The 17,630-nt window shown below is 60.2% G+C and carries 16 protein-coding genes and 1 pseudogene; 10 read left to right on the plus strand and 7 right to left on the minus strand.

Translation table 11 applies throughout. The features are described 5' to 3' along the window. Positions 1-25 precede the first annotated feature (25 nt). Complete coding sequence (locus WS64_RS05720; RefSeq protein ID WP_060965958.1) at positions 26-1,063, minus strand: DUF4062 domain-containing protein; 1,038 nt, start codon at positions 1,061-1,063, stop codon at positions 26-28. 785 nt (positions 1,064-1,848) lie between these two features. Then, positions 1,849-2,187 carry an SWIM zinc finger family protein gene (locus tag WS64_RS35635; protein ID WP_155720393.1) on the minus strand — a complete coding sequence of 113 codons (339 nt, stop codon included), beginning with the start codon at positions 2,185-2,187 and terminating at the stop codon, positions 1,849-1,851. A gap of 839 nt (positions 2,188-3,026) precedes the next feature. On the opposite strand from WS64_RS35635, the gene WS64_RS05730 reads away from it, so the two are divergent. The 9 genes from WS64_RS05730 to WS64_RS05765 all read left to right on the plus strand — a co-directional run bounded on the left by WS64_RS05730 (position 3,027) and on the right by WS64_RS05765 (position 14,398). After that, a complete protein-coding gene (locus tag WS64_RS05730; RefSeq protein ID WP_060965960.1) occupies positions 3,027-3,647 on the plus strand; it encodes a recombinase family protein in 621 nt (206 codons plus the stop codon). After that, entirely contained in the window at positions 3,644-3,937 is a 294-nt protein-coding gene (locus tag WS64_RS05735; RefSeq protein ID WP_060965961.1) for a hypothetical protein, read from the plus strand. The genes WS64_RS05730 and WS64_RS05735 overlap by 4 nt, the downstream gene beginning before the upstream one ends. A 27-nt stretch (positions 3,938-3,964) precedes the next feature. Continuing rightward, entirely contained in the window at positions 3,965-4,366 is a 402-nt protein-coding gene (locus tag WS64_RS05740) for a hypothetical protein (RefSeq protein WP_060965962.1), read from the plus strand. Between the two features lie 312 nt (positions 4,367-4,678). After that, the gene (locus WS64_RS34205) at positions 4,679-4,831 is read left to right on the plus strand and encodes a hypothetical protein (protein ID WP_155720394.1); all 153 of its coding nucleotides are present in this window, start codon (positions 4,679-4,681) and stop codon (positions 4,829-4,831) included. Then, complete coding sequence (locus WS64_RS05745; RefSeq protein WP_060965963.1) at positions 4,828-5,400, plus strand: hypothetical protein; 573 nt, start codon at positions 4,828-4,830, stop codon at positions 5,398-5,400. Before WS64_RS34205 ends, WS64_RS05745 begins: the two co-directional genes overlap by 4 nt. A gap of 400 nt (positions 5,401-5,800) precedes the next feature. Next, positions 5,801-10,156, plus strand: a complete 4,356-nt coding sequence (locus WS64_RS05750) for a hypothetical protein (protein ID WP_060965964.1) — start codon at positions 5,801-5,803, stop codon at positions 10,154-10,156. Between the two features lie 377 nt (positions 10,157-10,533). Then, a complete protein-coding gene (locus tag WS64_RS32410) occupies positions 10,534-12,108 on the plus strand; it encodes an RNA-directed DNA polymerase (protein ID WP_167351610.1) in 1,575 nt (524 codons plus the stop codon). Positions 12,109-12,371: 263 nt separating this feature from the next. Further along, positions 12,372-13,580 (plus strand): outer membrane protein assembly factor BamC, encoded by a 1,209-nt coding sequence (gene bamC / locus WS64_RS05760; protein ID WP_059575791.1) that lies wholly within the window; start codon positions 12,372-12,374, stop codon positions 13,578-13,580. 527 nt (positions 13,581-14,107) lie between these two features. Next, entirely contained in the window at positions 14,108-14,398 is a 291-nt protein-coding gene (locus tag WS64_RS05765; protein ID WP_060965966.1) for a putative quinol monooxygenase, read from the plus strand. 62 nt (positions 14,399-14,460) lie between these two features. Here WS64_RS05765 and WS64_RS05770 read toward each other — a convergent pair whose 3' ends face one another. The 3 genes from WS64_RS05770 to WS64_RS05780 all read right to left on the minus strand — a co-directional run bounded on the left by WS64_RS05770 (position 14,461) and on the right by WS64_RS05780 (position 16,068). Continuing rightward, entirely contained in the window at positions 14,461-14,718 is a 258-nt protein-coding gene (locus WS64_RS05770; RefSeq protein WP_006486090.1) for a hypothetical protein, read from the minus strand. 136 nt (positions 14,719-14,854) lie between these two features. Further along, positions 14,855-15,130, minus strand: a complete 276-nt coding sequence (locus tag WS64_RS05775; RefSeq protein WP_059575785.1) for a hypothetical protein — start codon at positions 15,128-15,130, stop codon at positions 14,855-14,857. A 221-nt stretch (positions 15,131-15,351) separates the two neighbouring features. Continuing rightward, positions 15,352-16,068 (minus strand): YdcF family protein, encoded by a 717-nt coding sequence (locus tag WS64_RS05780; protein ID WP_060965967.1) that lies wholly within the window; start codon positions 16,066-16,068, stop codon positions 15,352-15,354. 160 nt (positions 16,069-16,228) lie between these two features. On the opposite strand from WS64_RS05780, the gene WS64_RS05785 reads away from it, so the two are divergent. Continuing rightward, complete coding sequence (locus tag WS64_RS05785) at positions 16,229-16,546, plus strand: hypothetical protein (protein WP_059575782.1); 318 nt, start codon at positions 16,229-16,231, stop codon at positions 16,544-16,546. 197 nt (positions 16,547-16,743) lie between these two features. On the opposite strand, the gene WS64_RS35160 is transcribed toward WS64_RS05785, so the two are convergent. Both WS64_RS35160 and WS64_RS05795 read right to left on the minus strand, forming a co-directional pair. After that, positions 16,744-16,995 carry a hypothetical protein gene (locus tag WS64_RS35160; protein WP_060965968.1) on the minus strand — a complete coding sequence of 84 codons (252 nt, stop codon included), beginning with the start codon at positions 16,993-16,995 and terminating at the stop codon, positions 16,744-16,746. Between the two features lie 201 nt (positions 16,996-17,196). Next, positions 17,197-17,592, minus strand: a pseudogene (locus tag WS64_RS05795) (transposase); the annotation flags it as partial. Between the last annotated feature and the right edge of the window lie 38 nt (positions 17,593-17,630).

Below are 17,630 nucleotides of genomic sequence, written 5' to 3' on the forward strand. Positions count from 1 at the left end.
TGAGGGCCGCGCTGAACCTCGTGAATTATGGCTTCTTGATTGCTCTCAACCGCGTCATGACAGTGTCGCCGTAGGGCGTAAGCGTCCAGTATGAGCCTTTGTCTTTTACACTTCGGTTCTTCGTCGTACTTTGGGTAATAAGACCAAGGGCACGCAGCTGAACCTTAATTGTCTGAAAGTCCTCTGCTTCAGCTTTGACATCAAGAATATTGAGTCCCTTCAGGTCCCTGTCCTTTTGCAAGATCGGTAGCGCGACATGTCGAACGAGTTTGTCGAGCGCAGTGGTTAGTGCGCTCTCTGCCGCTTCGTGAATCATCAGCGGCGACAGAGCCGCAAAAATTTCATCCCATCCCGTCGTGATACTTGCCTTATAGGTAGTGCCGTCGTGGGCCCACCTCGATGGTGACGCAATGAACCGATATGAAATTTTAAATTCGTCGGCGCCTTGCGCGAGCTCAGCAGTTCCTGCGGGGCCGGTTGTACGCGTCGCTTGGAGTTCAGCCTGTAGATCTTCAATCTGCCGGCGCAAGCTCAGTATCTCCTCCGTCGCACTTTGCTCGGGTACGAGATTGCCACGAACCCACCCCACGGCAGGGCTACTCTTTATCAGCTTCACAAGGCTACGACTAACCTGGCTTCCCAAGTCTGCGGGGCTTTCCCAAAATCGACACAGCTTCTTTTGAGCAAGCGCACGAAATGCCTCAAGCTTCGCCTTGCCTTCTTCGCCAGCTTCGCACCTTTTCGCAGGGAGGGTCGTTGGGTCTCGGTGCACAAAGCCCAAAACTGGCTTGCCGGTTTCAAGTGCGTAACGGTACTCCATTTCGGTATAGCTCAGGCCGTCCGGCCCAATTGACCCGTAACGCCCCGCAATGATTACCATGTAGTAGTCGCAGTCATCGATTACCTTCTTGATCAGGGTCCATTGATCCTCGTTCGCCGCAGGGAAAAGCTCCATTCCAGCGGGAATGCAGTCGAGTTCCAGAAGCGCTTGCATTACTTCTTGGCGTTCGTCTAGTAGATCGGCGTAAGTCGAGCTCACGAAAACTTGATAGCGTTTGTCCATATTTTCTTGGTCGCTGCTTATTTAGAGGCCGAGCATGGCCCTGCGACTGAAATTGTAACGAAAACCGCCTCCAGTAGCAGTGGATATGCGCGGCCCACACGGCGCCACTCTAGGAGACCGGGTTTCACGGGAGCACACATAGGTGGACCATGCCGAAGCAGGAAAGATCAGGGAGCCCCATCATTGCGCGTGGGCAGGACGCTTGGGAGCACCTCAAGAAGGATGCGTCGAACCGCCGCGCCTTATCACGTGGGCCGGGAGATAAAGCTAGAGAGCGGCGCGAACAATCGCAGATCACGCACCGCCGTTGGTGGTTAGAAGTTGGTGAGGCCCTGACGATCGGCAAGCACAGGAGCGTATCGAACCAGTCCTATTCCGCATGGATCGCAGACAACGGCTTTGACGATCTCAATTACAAGACTCGCCAGGATGCCGTATGGCTGGTCGCTAACATAGAGACGCTTGGGGAACTGCCTGACGGCCTGGCAACTCCTTCGACCATACGGCAGTGGGCGAATAGGCGGCGGGCTATAGCGATGCGCCGCGCCAGTAGTAAGCCCGGTAGCGTGACCGGGCCAGTGAGCGCCACTGACGTTACGTCGCTCGGAAAGGCGGTGGCCTTGCTCCGAAACGCCGCGCGGGACGCTCGACGCAGCGCAGAAGCAATGGATGCAGCGGCACGGCTAATCGCCAAAGTGAGCATTGCGATCAAGAGACGAGGCGGCCCGTAGAAGTTCTGGCGTCGGTGCGTTCGCCACTGCGCCGACGCTGGCGACGGCCAAGCGTCAGTTTCGGCCTAGCATTGTGGCTGCTAGTCGCTTCTTTGCTGCGGACACTGCCTTCTTTGCTGCTTCTACTGCCTTCTCTGCGTCGTCTAGCTCCGCCATGCGCGTCGCTAGGTTTGACCCAGGGAGCCAGGACGCGACCACCTGAACCTGAGCGGTGTTATCGCTGACAACACCGCTCTGTACTCCGGCAAGGATCGACAGGCGATGCTTGCACGCCGTCCCGGTCTCGCCAGCTGGGCAGGAGCAAAATGCTGTAATCGTATTGCCGTCCCTAGAGAACGATAGTTCGTAGGGCGTCGCAGCCGAGCCCTGGACCAAAAAGCCGATTGTCTCCATGCCTGAAATATCTCCCGAGTCGTTAGGCAATCGTATGGTACCCGAAAGGATGCGGATGTTCTCCGGGATACCTCGGCCTCATTTTTCTCCCAGAAATGCGTGACAAGGTGTCCCCGGCCGCGCGAGCCAATTTCCCCCATAGGGGGCGAAAACGGTCTTGGAGCGGATGATCAATTCTGCCCCGAGTGGCCCCCGAAGTTGCGGAGATGGACCGGGAAGCACGGGCTGTCAATCACGGCCGTCTTTCTTTGCGCCGCCGAAGACCGCGATAAGCGCAATCCCCAAGACCACGCAGAACACCGATTTAATGAGGACCACTTGGATGGGCGGAATCGGGAAGTGTTGAAGCACAGCCGTAGTGCCCTGAAACCAGAATGCCCCGCCTGCTATGAAGCAGAGCACGCGTGCATATCGCACTAGCGCATCGGGCCGCTGTCCGCGCCGTATCGCAATATACATCGCGTGATCGAGGACGACGCACCCGGCCAGTAACGGTAAAGACCATCCGAAGTCATAGGCCGCTCGCTTCAATGGTGCGTCCGGGTGCTCGATAGCTAGGAGACCCACAAGGGCGGCAATGGATATGCTGAGCGCCGCTGCGCTCACCTTGCTAAATATGCTCCCGTTCATTTTTGGCCTCTTAGTCGATTTTCCATTCTAGCGGTGGCGCGAAGAACCCAGAGTCGGTATGTGGGCGGCTTCCTCTGAGGGTGTTCCGTTTGGGTATACCTGTAGCGAACGCGCAACGGCCATTCGTTTCCGTTCCGTTGAAGTTGACAGATTTTCGGAACACTGGATAATTCGAAACACTACTTCAACGGAACGGGGTTACGTAGCACATGAGACGCATCTACTACGGGCGTGTATCCACGCTCGACGGACAGACGGCTGCGAGCCAGTACGCCGACGCAGCCGCCCAGGGCATAGCCGCTGACGATGTGTTCATAGATGAAGGGGTGAGTGGGTATCACGTCCCGCCCGCCGAGCGCGAACAGTGGCAGCACGTGGAGCGCGACCTTCGCAAGGGTGGGGTCCTGGTGGTTCGCTGGCTCGACCGCATCTCGCGGCATTACGGCGAACTAGCCGAAACTATGCAGCGCCTTATGAAGAAGGGCGTCCGGGTTGAATGCACGCTCAACGGTATGGTGTTCGACGGGCGAGAGACCGACCCATTGCGGCTCGGGATTCGCGACGCGCTCTTAGCGTTCATGGCGGCGCAGGGCGCAGCGGACTATCTGAACCGGCGCGAGATGCAGGCACGAGGGATAGCCGTAGCCAAAGCTGAAGGCAAGTACAAGGGGCGGAAGCACGCCGTGGATTACGCAGAAGTCAGGGCGTATCACGCGGAACACGGCGGCTCTGTGCGATCTCTCGCGGAGCACTTTGGCGTAGGACTTGCCACCATCTCCCGCGCATTGAATTCCGCTAGTGCCGCCAACCCAGAGGAGGCTGCCAAATGATCGGACCGCATACACAGCTGATTCGTGCCCGCATTGCGTTCTCTCACGCCGGGTTGAGCGGCGATCATTCGTGGCTCGCGAAATCGGAAAGCGAACGGGCAGCGTCGGGTCTCTCCCTTACCTTTGCTCGCGGGGGTGTTGCCAGCATGCCGTCTGGAGAACTCGCGCTGCATTGGGCTGCGTCGATGGAAGACCAGATGCTGCGGCTCGCTAAGGAACTGGACACCCTGGAGATGCAGTACGCCGCCCTGGATTCAGCCATGACCGAGGCGACCGCCGAGCGGCAGTAACGCCCCTATCAATAAGGTGCAGAGGCCATGCAGAAAAAGAATGCGCAACAAACTATCCACGCCTACCGCATTCCGGCCGACGTGGAGGCGAAGCTGATCGATGCAGCAGGCCCCGCAGCAGCGGCATTGAGGGGCAAGCGCCAGGGCGCACTACGAGCTATCCCGGCGCATATCGTGCCCGTTCTCAATCGGGCAGCGGACACCGCAACGCGGCTGCTGAATGCTGACGGCGTCCGTGCGAGTCGTCGGGACCTCCGTGCCGCAGGAGCCGCCGTTGTGGTTCAACAGGAGGCCATTCTGGCAGTCGCAGGCATTGAGAGCCACACGCGTCACCAGGCCTCCGAGGAAATCCTCCATAAGACTCTGGTGGTCGAGATGCTCGCGCCGCTAGACCCGGACCTGGCGCATCAATACGGGTTCGCGGAATAAATCAGCACAGGGTAGAAGACCCTAGACGCGATTAACTCCGCACAAGGTAGTAGGCCCTAACCGGGCAACGACACCCCGCCATCGAGCGGGGTTTTTCTTTTTCAGCGCATTCTCTGCAAGCGCGAGCATTTGCGCACCTCTGCTTTTTGCTGAAACGACATCCCCATGAGATACCTCACGACCAACCCATCCCTACCGACGCAACGCGTATGCCGCTGTTGCAGGCGGCTCTTGCCAATCACGGCGTTCTATGAGGACAAGAGCGTTAGCCCCAAGCTCCGCTCGCGCTACGCGGCTCGCTGCATTGAATGCGTGACGACCGAGAAGCGCAAGCGATACGCGGTGAACCCGACGGCAGCCGCAGCACTGCGCAAGGACCAACGTGAGCGCAAGAAAGCCCGCGACGCCGCCGAGCATCTCCGGGAGCAAGCCATCGCCCGAAGCATTGCTGGACGCATACAATGATCGAGTCCAAACGCTGCAACAAATGCGGCGAGACCAAGCCGCACAGTGAATTCAGCCGGAATGCTGCGAGCCGCGATGGGCTATGCGGCCCGTGCAAGGCTTGCCAGGCCCGCTATTACGTAGCCAACCGCGATAAGCGCCGGGAGTATCAGGCCAGCTATCACCGGGACAATTGGGCGTCCAATGACATACGCGACGCCCGCAGGCGTGGTCCTGTCGTCAACTTGACGCCGGATTATCTCGACTCCATCCAGACCAGCCAATGCGCATGCTGCGGTAGTCGTCCGTCCGATTTCCTGTCGCTGCATCTGGACCGTATCGACACCGCGCTACCGTACAAGCCGGGGAACGTCGCGTATCTCTGCGGGACCTGCAACGTCCGAAAGAATGACCTGAGCGCCACTGACCTACTGGCCCGCTTCGAGCGCGACATGGCAGCAGGAAAGGATATGGCGGCCCATGATCTCATGCTGCACATGTACATCCGTCGAGAGAAGCTCAAGCATCCGCCTGCGGCTTGCGTACAGCACCCCCTGAGCCGCTGGACGTCCCGCGCCACTGCTCGTTAACTCCGGACCTCACGAGGCTGCCAGTGCGCCTCTCATCACCCCCGCCAAATCCTGACGACATGGGCGGCCCAGTGGCCGAATAAATCAGCACAGGTAGAGAGCACCGGGGCCGTCCCTATGATTAGCTAGGAGGTGGAGACAGCAAGGCTTGCATTGGTTGTCTCTAATGCAGCAGTACATAGCCCCCATCAAAGATAGCCCCATTGTTTATCAATGAGTGGCATCGCCTGAGACATCCCATGTTGCCTGGAAATATATTGGACTGCTTACCGATAACGAATCCATTGGAACCGCTCAGGGACCCTGTAGTCGCCCTCTGGCTCCATCCTCCCACCCAATCCAGCCTGCAAGGAAGACGGCGAGGAGGGGGACTGATAGAAACATAAATTGCACTCACACTATGACAAGTATTGGTGAATATCAAAATGTGGTCGAGGCGGTCCCCGCCGACTCTGGCGTACCGCTCAAACCGGCCCAGACGGGCTACGTCCCCGAGGACGTTGAGTACACGCACCTGACGCGCCCGGACACGATGGACGTGGCTGCTGCGATGTGGCGGCAGAGTACGAGCGTCGCGTCGCTTATCAACAACTACCGCGACGCGGACATCCAGGCGCAATCGGACCGCTCGTTCAATCCCTACGCCTTCATCGAGCAGAACAGGGACCAGTACAAGGACCTTCTGCCGCTGGTGACGGGCGGGTCGATCACGTTCAACAGTGTGGACTCACAGGCCGCTTTCGAGTCGTGGGCCGCCGCGCAACGCCAGAACATCAAAGACCGCGAGACTCTGGCTGCTGCTGATACCTGGCAAACCGTGGTGACCATGCCCGTCGCGATGCTCGACGCGACGCTCCTCCTGGCTCCCGTGGCCGAAGGCGCAGCTGCCCTGACCACGGCCCGCCTCGGGTCGGGCCTAGCCGCAAGCGCTGCACGCGGCGCAGTTTTCGGCGGTCTCGACATCGGCACACAACAGGGTGGCGTGTACGCACTCAACGACACGCAGACCGCTGAGGAAGCGTTCATGAACATCGGGGTCGGCATGTCGCTAGGCGCTGGCCTCGGCGCGGTATTCCGTCACGCCACGCCGGACAACATGGCCGCGATCCGCGACGGGCTGCATCCGGACAACCTCGACAATCCGATTCCCATAAACGAGCACCACATCGGCCAGCTGCCCGAGGAAGGCTACGCGTTCGGCGCGGACTCCATCGGTGCGGCTCGCGCCACTGCGGACACCGACACGCTCATCGCCACGTCGAAGAACCCCATCGCCCGTGCGGTGGACTGGGCCACGAAGCTCGGCAGCTACACGCCACTCCAGCGGCTCGGCGGGTATTCGAATGCGCTGACGCGAGACTCGATGCTCCGCCTGATGGACACGGGCGGCCTCCTGACGCGTGCGATGGCCGAGGGTAAGTCCACGGGCCTCGAAGCTGAGACCCTGAAGACGGTCTACGAGCAGCAGATGCAGAACGTGCGGCACAAGGTCTCCTCGATCTACCAGGCCGCCAATGCTGATCTGGGCCAATCAGGCGCTCGCACGGGTGTAGGCAACGTGGTCAACACGCTCACCCAAGGGTCCAAGGACATCAACGCTGTCTCGCAGAAGGCGTTTAACGATGCGGTCGCGCTGATCCAGTACGGCTCGAACGCGCAGGCGACGAACGAGGTGATCTCCAAGGCGGTCATGGACCGGCTCACGGCCGACGGGCTTTCGCTCGACCAGGCCAAGACTGTCCACCGCCGTGTGTACGAGGCCGAGAAGACCTACCACGAGGCATACGAATCCATGAAGGACGAGGCGATCAAGCACGGCCTGCTGGACCCCGAGAACCTCGTGGAGGGCCGGTACGGGATGCCGCAGCGCTGGATGCACAACGGCGTCGATGCGAACGCAGAAAAGCTTAGAGGCTTCTTCATGGAGCACCTGGGCGACAAGCCGACCGATGACTGGCTTCGCGAGAACGGATTCATCGCTGACCCGGCGCGGCCCCGCGTCGAAGGTGACGAGGCACTCCCGGAGTCTTGGGCCGCCCTGAAGCAGTCCGGCGACGACACGATGGTCAACTCCGTCCTGCGTCAGTGGGCCGGGGAGCAGCAGGACTTCCAGAACGCATACCTCCAGTCGAAACTCGCTGATTACCAGCAGCGGCAGTTGAAGGCGCAGGATCACGCCGCTGACATCCTGGACACGCTGAAGGGGCAGGAGAAGGACTGGCGCGGCGCGAAGTTGAAGGAGATGCGGACGGCGGCACGGGACATCGAGCGCCGCTCCGTGCTGCGGTCTGTCGCGTCCGCGCAGCTGCGGGCGCAACGGGCCGGTGAGAAGGTGCAGGCAGCGCTCAACCGTCTTGGCGGCGACGAGTCTGTCCTGGCCGATCTCCAGCGCCAACTCACCGATGGCGGCTACGCGCTGGACGAGGCTGGTGAAGCGGTAGCCAAGGCGCGTGCGCGTCATGCAGATGCGCAGAAGGCCGCCGCTGACACGGGCGAGGCTAAGGCTCTCGTGGACGCGCTGAAGGGCAAGAGCGACTCACTGCTCGCGGAGAAGCGCGATGTCTTGGAGGAACTCAAGGATATCCGCGCAAACCTCGAAGGGACCGAACTCGCACGCGCACGGAATCCGCTCAACCAACAACGAGCCGAGCTACACGCGCAGCGGCAGACCACACGCGCTGAGATTCAGAAGGTGCGGGAGGAAATCCGAGAGGCACTTGCCGAGCGCAACGAGGCGCGGGCGGACCTCCAGGAAGCCAACCGCAACTTCGACGCTCTGGCGAACCAGCAGGCCGAAGTGCGCCGCTGGCACGACGCGGCAGCGAAGGAGGTCAACACCATCGTCAACAACGAGGGCGACGCTCTGCTGGCACCTGGACTCCGCAAGGAGTTGGACGACCACATGGCGGCGGCTGCGGAGTTGAAGCAGGCGCTGGACGAGGCGCGTGCTGCGCGGCGTCTCGCATACGACACGATGAAGAAGACGGGCATGGAGGCGCGGGCCGCTGCGAGGGCAGCAGATCGGGCGGCAAGCCAGCTTCGGAAGGTTGCGTTCCAGGCTCGCCGGGGTATCGCACAACTCTCCCCGCTCACGCAGTACGTCGATGACCTCGTGAACTCCCTTCGTGGGACGGACCGGGCACCACGTGGCATCTTGCTCGACAAGTCGCCCACCTCGGGCCGCCTGAAGGAGCGGCAGTTTCAGTTCAACATGGACGAGTACCGGAAGCTCGTGGACGGCGGGTTCCTCGCGGGGAATGCCGACGACGCGTTCCAGGGCTACTACAAGGACCTGGGCGGCCAGTTGGCGGCGCATCGCTCCTTGGAAGGCCGAGACATCGGGGACATCCTGCGGGAAATCCAGGACGACTATGACGCACATATCGGCAGCGTAACCGACCCGAAGGAACGCCAGGCTCTGCTGGCCGAGAAGAAGTCTGCGCTGGACGATGTACGTCACGCGCACGACCGAATCCTCGGCAAGTACGACGTGAAGGACCACAACGGCCTGGTGTGGGCGGCAGACCGGCTGCGCCAGATGGGCGTCGTGCGCTACATGGGCGGCTTCGTGTTCTCGGCTATCGGGGACCTTGCTACGGCTGCGCTGACGGCAAAGGGGTCCGCCCTGAAGTCCATCGCGTTCAAGGGCGCACGGGACTACCAGTACATCCTGAAGCAGGCCGCTAAGGGCGACAAGGACGCAGAGGAACTCAAGATGATCCTCGGCTCCCTGGAGACCGGGACGCATCTGAATTCATCGGATCGTTCCCTGGGCACCGGGGAGGCCGCAGACATCATGGGCTTCGGAACCGGCCGTACCCGGCAAGTCACGCGCTCCATTGAGGTCGCTATGAATACGGCGGCGGACTACGGGAACAAGCTGTCGTTGCTGAAGGGATGGTCGGACAACATCCGGCGCACTGCTGGTCTCGTCCAACTGTCCAACATTCGGAGGTGGGTCTCTCGATACGACGCGCTCGACAAGGGCAAGGTCGCCCAACTGGGCGCACTGGGCATCGGGGAACCCGAGGCTCGCCGCCTCAACGAGTTGTTCGAGAAGCACGGCTCGGAGATGCGGCAGGGTCTATTCTCCCCAGGGATGTCCAAGTGGCTCGGTGAGCGCGACGGCGAGCACATGAAGTACGTGCTGGAGTCCGCGCTTATCAAGGCGCAGAAGCGGGCCTCATACACCTCTGGGTACGGCAACCAGCCGCTGCTCATGGACAAGTGGTACGGGAAGATGTTCTTGCAATTCCAGACAATGGCAATGCAGTTCTCGAACAACTTCATCCGCGCTGGTGTGCAGTATGGGTTCGTCACCGGGGATCACATGCGGTTCGCGTCTGCCCTTGGGACGGCACTGGCGGCTGGTGTCCTTATCAACGCTATCGCGGCGTTCCGAAAGGGGCAGGACATAGGCGACCAGGAGCCGCAGCAGTTCGCGTACAACGTGATCCAGCGCTCGGGTCTGCTCGGTATGGCAGGGTCCTACACGGACGCCGCAGTGAAACTCACGGACCCTGTGCTCAACTCGAACTTCGGGTGGACGCTCGGGGGCGGTGCTTCGAAGTTCTCCCAGAACTCCTGGCTCGCGAACCTAATGGGTCCGTGGAAGGGGAACGTGGAGACCCTCGAAAGCATCGCGGCGAACGCGCTCAACGGCGACCTCGACAAGGTGGGTAAGAAGGCGCTCCAACTAGCGCCGCTCAATCAGCAAATCCAGATGATTGCCCGGATAATCGCGGCGGAACGATAGTCGTTTTCACTTGTAGCTTGCCCGCATTTACGCGGGCGTTTTTTATTTGGGGTCCGATTATGGATGAATCGAAGGGATGTAATAGCGCAGCGCAAGTCGTTGCGGACTCGATGGCGGCAGTGTTTGCAGCTTCACTCGGTGACAATCTGGCGGTTCTGTTGGCCGCCTGTGACGCTCATGCTCGCGTACTTAATGAGGTTGCCCTGAGCGATCGGGAATAGCTGGGTCATCTTGCGGCCACTCACCTCGCCTTAGTGGAGGCCGTAACAGTCAGGCGAGCTGTTGCTCAAATGATGAGACATCCCGTATGCTGCCTCAGGCCCGTACCATCAAGTGGTGCGTGGATCATCCACATAAATCTAGATACACGCTACGTTATGAACTTGGATGACGCATGCAATCTAAGCATCGAGCATTTGGCGGCACACGGGCCGAGCGATATTACGCGTGAGTCGTTGGAAACCGCGCTTATCGTTGCCAACAAGGCCGATCTCATCGCAGAGGTTCGGGCTAAAATTAGAAGTGGCGATGTAAACGGCATGGGATTTAAGCCGATTCAATATATCTTAACGCCGAAGAATCGGTATGTATTTGACTACCGAAAGGCTGCGATAATTGATCCTCTGTGTCTTGCAAAATATACTGCGATTGTTCTGCAAGCTGCTCGGCAGATAGAGGGGGCGCGGATTCCGGTTTCGGAGAAGATCGTATTCTCGGCGCGATTTGCTCCAAATGAGAATGCGATCTTTGACAAGAACATAGGATATGGAGATTGGCGTGAGCGCGTGAAGGAATTGGCTAACGCTGGTTCTTGTAAGTATGTTGTGCAGTGTGATATTGCATCTTTTTACGACAGAATAAATATACACCGCGTCGAGTCGACATTGCTCAGTATCGGTGTGGATAGGCAAATCGTTTCGACGCTAAATAGTTTGTTGTTGCTTTGGTCAAAGAAGGATAGTTACGGTATTCCGGTCGGGAATGCTGCTAGCCGCATTATTGCAGAAGCTGCGCTCATTGATATTGATAGGTATTTGATTGACGAAGGCGTCAGGTTTGTTAGGTATGTAGATGATTTTCGGATCTTCGCGCCCGATTTAATTACGGCACAAAGATGGATGAACTTGCTCACAACCCGTTTGTTCAGGGATGGGTTGATGTTAAACACTGGTAAGACGAAATTATATCTTGCCAGTAAGGACGAGGAGGCATCTACGGGGCAATCTGATGATACTCCTGAGGCGATTATTAAGAAGGTAACGAAGCTCACGGGGGGATATAATCGGGTTGCTCGCACATTTATTATGCCCGCCAGCGACAAGTATGATGCATTTAAGAAGATAGATATTCCGCAGGAAATTGAAGTTCTCAAGGCGACCGGCATACCAGAATTCTCCGGAATTCAAAAATTGATCATCTCGTGCCTCGTGCAACAGAAATTCGATCTTTTGGAAACGGTTGCCATATTGTGTGGTGAATATCTATATTCTTTAGAATATTTTGTTGACATGTTGCTGAAAAATAGTGATGTCATTCCTCAGCAAAATAAAGAGAATATTACTAACCACTACGCACAGTTGGTATTGTCTTCGGGTTTTGGTGCGCTCGAATGGCACCAAGCGACGCTTGCAAAGCTTCTTTCTAGTGACGGGTATTTTAGGAAGTCCGCATTGATCCATATCGTCAAGGCGCCGGCGAAAGACAGCGTTACCTATCCGTCGATGATTGCATTGGAGGGATTGCGCGGGCATCTTACGCGTGAGGAGTTTCGGACTATTCGCGAGTGGTTCGACCGCTGCGACGAGTGGGAGAAAAGACGTGTGATCAGTGCATCAATTGCGATGCCAGAAGATGAGCGCAAGGCGTGGGGGCGGGCGATCAAGCCTATGCTTCAGGCAGACTTCCTTGCAACGAAGATGGCGGAGAATCTCATTCGGGGGCAAGAGCCGTAACGCGAGGCGTGCTAGACTTCATGTCACTGTGTCAATCGGCATGGCGGTTTTGACCGACACACTCCCCGGACAGCCTTGTTCCACCGTGGGCTCGACGAGGTTCAAATCCTCTCGCCCCGACCAGACAAGAACCCGCGTCAGCTCAGGCTGACGCGGGTTTTTTCTTGGCCGCCGCTTTTTTGCACATCGCAGCGCGGCCCCGGTAAAATGCAAGGTTGATCCACGGAAAGCGCCGTGATTTAGCGGAAGAGGATTCCCCGAACATGACTGATCTTCGTCTTACCATGCGGTTCGCTGCAGTGCTCGCCACCGGCGCGCTCGTCGCCGGTTGCGGTACGTCGTCGCCCACGAAAGTGGACTACAAGAGCGATTCGAAATCGAAGGAAGCGTCGCTCGCAGTGCCGCCCAACATGCTCGACGAGACGGCCGATCAGCGTTCGCTGCCGCCCCAGGGCGGCGCGACTTCCCTGTCCGCGCTCCAGCAGGTCCAGCAGGCCGCGCCTGCGCTGGACACCGTCGCGCCGGCCGTGGCCGGCATGCATATCCAGCGCGACGGCACGGAAAGCTGGCTCGTGATCGACGGCAAGCAGCCGGCCGCGATCTGGCCGCAGGTTCGCCGTTTCTGGCAGGAGCAGGGCTTCCTGCTCGTGGTCGACCAGCGCGACAAGGGCGTGATGGAAACCGACTGGAACGAAACCCATCCGCAGATCAACGACGGCCTGATCCGCAGCGTGATCTCGAAGGCGATGGGCAATTCGTACGTGACGGCCGAGCGCAACAAGTACCGCACGCGTCTCGATTCGGCGCCGAACGGCGGCACTTATGTGTTCATCAGCCAGAAGGGCATGCGCGAGGCGATCACCGGCGCGAACAACGATTCGAGCAAATGGGAACCGAAGCCGAACGATCCGGCGCTCGAGACGGAATACCTGAAGCGGTTGATGGCCGTGCTCGCGCAGAACGAGCAGCGCGCGAAGAACGGCGAGGCTCCGATCGCGAACATCAAGGACAACGTGGTACCGAAGGACAAGAAGGCGGATACCGACGCGTCGTCGAAGGCTGCCGCGGCGATTGCGGCGCAGAACGTCTCGCGCACGTCGGCGCAAGGCAACGACGCGGCGGAAGCGGCCGTGCCGTCCGAAGTCACGCTCGGCGAGCCGTACGACCGGTCGTGGCTGCACGTCGGTCTCGCGCTCGATCGCGCGAACTTCACCGTCGACGATCGCGATCGCTCGAAGGGCCTGTATTTCGTGCGCTACGTCGATCCGAAGGATCTGAGCTCGGCCGAACAGGGCTTCTGGAGCCAACTGTTCCACGGCAAGAAGGAAAAGCAGGCGAAGCAGTATCGCGTCAACGTGAAGGCGCTCACGGCCGATCAGACGCGCGTCGCGGTCGTCGACGATTCGGGGGCGATCGACACGTCGTCGGCGGCTCGCCAGATCATGGGGTTGCTCGTGAATCAGCTCCGCTGATTCCGGCGTTTCCCGCACCCTTGAAAAGCCCGCCATTCGGCGGGCTTTTTTCATGGCCGCTCGCCGGCGCGGGCGCGCGTTCGGGTGGTTCGGCCTTGCCTCGTGACGTTACGTAACATCCGTCGCGTTACGACGACGGAACACGTGTCACATTGTCGCCGATATAAAAATTATCCTTATGAATCAATGGGGTGAAGGTGGATTGGATGCTTGGCACGAAACCTGCTTTATATGTTCGAATCGTTAGAGCAGGGAGGATGGCGTCAGAGTCCGGAATGCGCCGCGAGCGCCTGAACAACGGTATCGACGCCTTTCAAATGCCGTCGCGACAAGCGTCGGTCAACAGATGACGATCCGCGCCAGCGTGCGGATCTCGATGGCCCCGTCGCCTATCCTCGTAGGGCGACGGTTTCGCCCGCGCTTCTCTGAAGCGCGGGCTATTTTTTTTGTGGCGTTGTCATGCCGTATCGGCGTCGCCGGCGCGCGATGCGCGTATTCTCGGACTTTTTCGGATGAAGGAGGCGGGAATGGCGGAAATCGCAGTCGTGGCGCTGATCGTGGCGAAGCCGGGCACCGAGGAAAAACTGCGCGTCGTGCTCGAGGGAATCGTCGAGCCGACCCGCAACGAAGCCGGTGCGTTGCAGTATGACCTGCACCGGGATCTGAGGGAGCCCGCGCGATTCGTATTCGTCGAGCGTTGGGAGAGCGAGGAGGCGCTGGCCGCTCACGCGCGTTCCGCGCACATTCTCGCCTATCGCGAAGCGGCCGCGGACTGGATCGAGCGTTCCGAAATCCGCGTGCTGTCGAAACTCGTCTGAGCCGGAGTCGGGCGGAGTGCGGCGGAGTGGGGCGACCGGACGTGTCCGGTCGCGGGGGCGCGTCAGTGCGACGCGCTGGGTACGTCGAGGATCAGGATGATGGTCCAGTCGGCGTCGCCGTCGTGGTGATACTGGCGCTCGGCAACGATGAACGGCTGCTGCTTGCCTTGCGGGCCGAGGAACAGCACGTCGCCCTCCATCGGCAGACACTCGATCGGCGGCAGCGCGAGGAACGCGTCGTCCGAGCCGCGGGGCATCAGTTGCTTGATCTTGCGAGTGGCGGCTTCGGTCCACTCGATGTCGAGTTGAATGTTGCTCATGCTGTCCTCCGCACCGGGGTGCGCACGGGTGGAAAATTTCGGTGCGCGACTTTAGCACAGCGCGCGGGCGCCGCAACCAAAAAAGCCGAACCCGGTTGCCCGGATTCGGCTTTTCGCTGGAGCGGTGCCGCCGAACTTACTGGCTGGCAGCGTCTGCAGCCTTCGCCTTCTTGGCGGCCTTCTTCGCTGCTGCCTTGTGATGCGCAGCCTTCTTGCCGTGGTGATGCTCTTCCTGCGCCGCCGGCTGAGCCGCTTCGGCCGCTTGTTGCTGTTGCAGCGCTTGGGCGCGCTGCTCGATCTCGGCGATCTTGGCCGGATCGGTGATGGTCTGGATCTGCGTGCTCTCTTGCGCATACGCTGCGCCAGTCAGCGCCGACATCGCTACCAGGATAGCCAGGGACGTCTTCTTCATTGCTTTACCTCCGCTAAGTGGTGATGAACCCGAGTGTTGCCGTTTTGTCTGGCGACTGCAATCGAGTGCGTGTCGAGTGTAACAAAAGTGACGGATCAATGTGCACCGGATCGTCGCACGACGCAAGGCGCCGTTGAAGTCGCGCAACACTTCGCGTAGTTCGTCACGCGTCGGCCATCGAGGATGGTGCCGCGATTTTCGCGCCGATTTTGACGATGTCGTCAAAACCAGCCGAGCCAACGATATACGTGGAATTGCGCGATCCCGACCAGTTCGTGCAACGCCTGCTCGGCGTTGGCCACGTTGCGCCAGCGCGGCAGCCAGCCCGTTTGCGCGCGTCGGAGATTCGCATAAACGGGTTGCGGATCGATGCCGAAATGGCGGAAGTCGAGCAGGGCTCGGCGCATCTGGTACGACGACGTGACGAGAATGCGCGCGTCGTCATACTGTGGGCGTAGTATAGATGCAGTGAATTTCGCGTTTTCGTAGGTTGTGCGGCTGTTCGGTTCGAGCACGAGATCGGCCGGCGCCACGCCTTGCGCGACGAGCTGGCGCCCGTAGACGGCCGCCTCGGTGTCGCCGTGATGCTGCGGGTCGCCGCCCGACATCACCACGGTACAGCGTTCGGCCTGTTGCCGGCACGTGCGATAGAGCGCCGCAACCTTGCGGATGCGCGCGACGCCATCGGGCGGCGGCTGCAATCCGGTGTCGGTGCGGCGCGTGCCGGCGCCGATCAGGATCAGCGTGGTTCGCCCGTGCATGTCGGGATGTTCGACCGGCGTGACGCCGGCCTCGGTCAAGGCGATCAGCGGCGCCGCAAGCCAGCCCGTCGCCAGCAGCCAGAACAGCGCGACGGCGACGATCGAAATGGTTCTACGCTGCTTGCGGCAGAGCATGAAACCGATGAAGAGAAGTACAAATGAATCGAACAGAATCAATTTGATTGGGGTATGGTGTCTTTTTATGGAGGACTGACGATCTGGCCCTGACGCGACGCCGGAGAACGTCGGCCTCCAGAATCGGTGGCGGTTGGGGCGGGCGGAGACCCCGCCCGGCGCGCCGCTTCGCATTGTCGCTGCACTTTAAGAAAGAATCGAGATGGCCACGTATTCCAACGAAGCGGTGCTCGACGCATTGAGACGAGTGCAGTACCGCCAGGTACCGTGGGCACGCCGCCCGGGCGTGTTCGAGTATCTCCGTTCGCTCGGGCTGATGGACACGGTCCGGCAGAAGACCGTTGCCCCCGCACCGGGCTTCCATGCACCGGTCGACATTGCCGTACTGACCGACAGCGGTCGAGCCGAATTCTCGCGCCTCGAGCGCGAAGAGAAATTACTTTCCTGGACGGATCGCCGCATGGACGACTACGCGTTGAGCGAAGCGAGCGCCGTGGCGATTCTCGAAAGCCGTCTGTAGCGGTATTCCATCCCGCCCCGTGCATCGCCACGCGGGCCCGCGACGCAAAAAAAGCCCGTATCGCGAAGATACGGGCGTACCGGATACTTTTGCTGCTGCCACGCTGTGCTCATGGCAACGATGTTGACCCGCCGCATGCGGCGCAGTTCCCGGATGCGGACATTTTCTTTCGCGAAATCTCGAAATCGGCAGGACGTCTACGGATGGCGTGGCACGCCGGGCGACTGAGAGCCGATCCGCGCCCGCGCGTTGCTGGCGATGTCGCCGCGCAAGTCGCCGCGCGGCACGGTTTGTCGGCTGGACGGGTTGGCGGACGGCGGCTGGCGGAGGGTGTTGCGGTGATCCTGCTGGCGATGGGGCGGCTTCACGCGATCGTCGGCATGGGCCGGAGCTGCGAGCGCCACGGAAACGACAATGCCGCATGCAACGAGCAGTGACATTGTTTTCATGGCGGGGCTCCCTTCAAGCCGTCCGTGCGGCCTGTTGATATGTCGCTAAGGTAAGCGTGGGAGTGCAGGCTTGCTGTAAATATTGGTAAATAGATGTTTCGCGGCACGACAACGGTAATCGACTGCAATGCATGCGGCGCAACAAGATCGCGTCGCAGAAAGAAACCGGGCGGCCGAAGCCGCCCGATCGAGCATTCGTTACGCCATCTTGACGGGCGCGCGCCAGGATTCCGGATTGGTCCAGAAGGCGCCGCGCAACCGATCGCGGCTCGGCGGCGCGGGTGGCTTCGCCGCGCTTGCGCCGATGCGTCCACGCAGCGAAATCTGCCGGCCGCTCGTGCCGAGTCGCTTCACGATTTCGGCGAGCGTACCGTCCGCCTGCCATTCGTCGAAGCGGCGGCGGCAGGTCGGCGGGGACGGATAGCGGCCCGGCAGTTTGGACCAGCCTTCGCCCGTCGACAGCACCCACAGCACGGCGTTGACCACCGAACGAGCTTCCACGCGAGGACGGCCGCGCCGCTCACTCCGTGCGGGTTCCGAGCAAAACAGACCCTCGACCAGCGCCCATTCGTTATCTCTCAAATCGTCGAACAGCATCATGTCCTCACCTCAGCGAAGCTAACTCCGGTGCGCTG

This window comes from Burkholderia anthina, from assembly GCF_001547525.1.
In the GTDB taxonomy this organism is placed as follows: domain Bacteria; phylum Pseudomonadota; class Gammaproteobacteria; order Burkholderiales; family Burkholderiaceae; genus Burkholderia; species Burkholderia semiarida.

What these genes read in the sequence shown, in the direction of transcription:
- WS64_RS05720 (WP_060965958.1), bottom strand. Translation starts at nt 1,063, where the DNA reads ATGGACAAACGCTATCAAGTTTTCGTGAGCTCGACTTACGCCGATCTA.
- WS64_RS35635 (WP_155720393.1), bottom strand. Translation starts at nt 2,187, where the DNA reads ATGGAGACAATCGGCTTTTTGGTCCAGGGCTCGGCTGCGACGCCCTAC.
- WS64_RS05730 (WP_060965960.1), top strand. Translation starts at nt 3,027, where the DNA reads ATGAGACGCATCTACTACGGGCGTGTATCCACGCTCGACGGACAGACG.
- WS64_RS05735 (WP_060965961.1), top strand. Translation starts at nt 3,644, where the DNA reads ATGATCGGACCGCATACACAGCTGATTCGTGCCCGCATTGCGTTCTCT.
- WS64_RS05740 (WP_060965962.1), top strand. Translation starts at nt 3,965, where the DNA reads ATGCAGAAAAAGAATGCGCAACAAACTATCCACGCCTACCGCATTCCG.
- WS64_RS05745 (WP_060965963.1), top strand. Translation starts at nt 4,828, where the DNA reads ATGATCGAGTCCAAACGCTGCAACAAATGCGGCGAGACCAAGCCGCAC.
- WS64_RS05750 (WP_060965964.1), top strand. Translation starts at nt 5,801, where the DNA reads ATGACAAGTATTGGTGAATATCAAAATGTGGTCGAGGCGGTCCCCGCC.
- WS64_RS32410 (WP_167351610.1), top strand. Translation starts at nt 10,534, where the DNA reads ATGAACTTGGATGACGCATGCAATCTAAGCATCGAGCATTTGGCGGCA.
- bamC (WP_059575791.1), top strand. Translation starts at nt 12,372, where the DNA reads ATGACTGATCTTCGTCTTACCATGCGGTTCGCTGCAGTGCTCGCCACC.
- WS64_RS05765 (WP_060965966.1), top strand. Translation starts at nt 14,108, where the DNA reads ATGGCGGAAATCGCAGTCGTGGCGCTGATCGTGGCGAAGCCGGGCACC.
- WS64_RS05770 (WP_006486090.1), bottom strand. Translation starts at nt 14,718, where the DNA reads ATGAGCAACATTCAACTCGACATCGAGTGGACCGAAGCCGCCACTCGC.
- WS64_RS05775 (WP_059575785.1), bottom strand. Translation starts at nt 15,130, where the DNA reads ATGAAGAAGACGTCCCTGGCTATCCTGGTAGCGATGTCGGCGCTGACT.
- WS64_RS05785 (WP_059575782.1), top strand. Translation starts at nt 16,229, where the DNA reads ATGGCCACGTATTCCAACGAAGCGGTGCTCGACGCATTGAGACGAGTG.
- WS64_RS35160 (WP_060965968.1), bottom strand. Translation starts at nt 16,995, where the DNA reads ATGAAAACAATGTCACTGCTCGTTGCATGCGGCATTGTCGTTTCCGTG.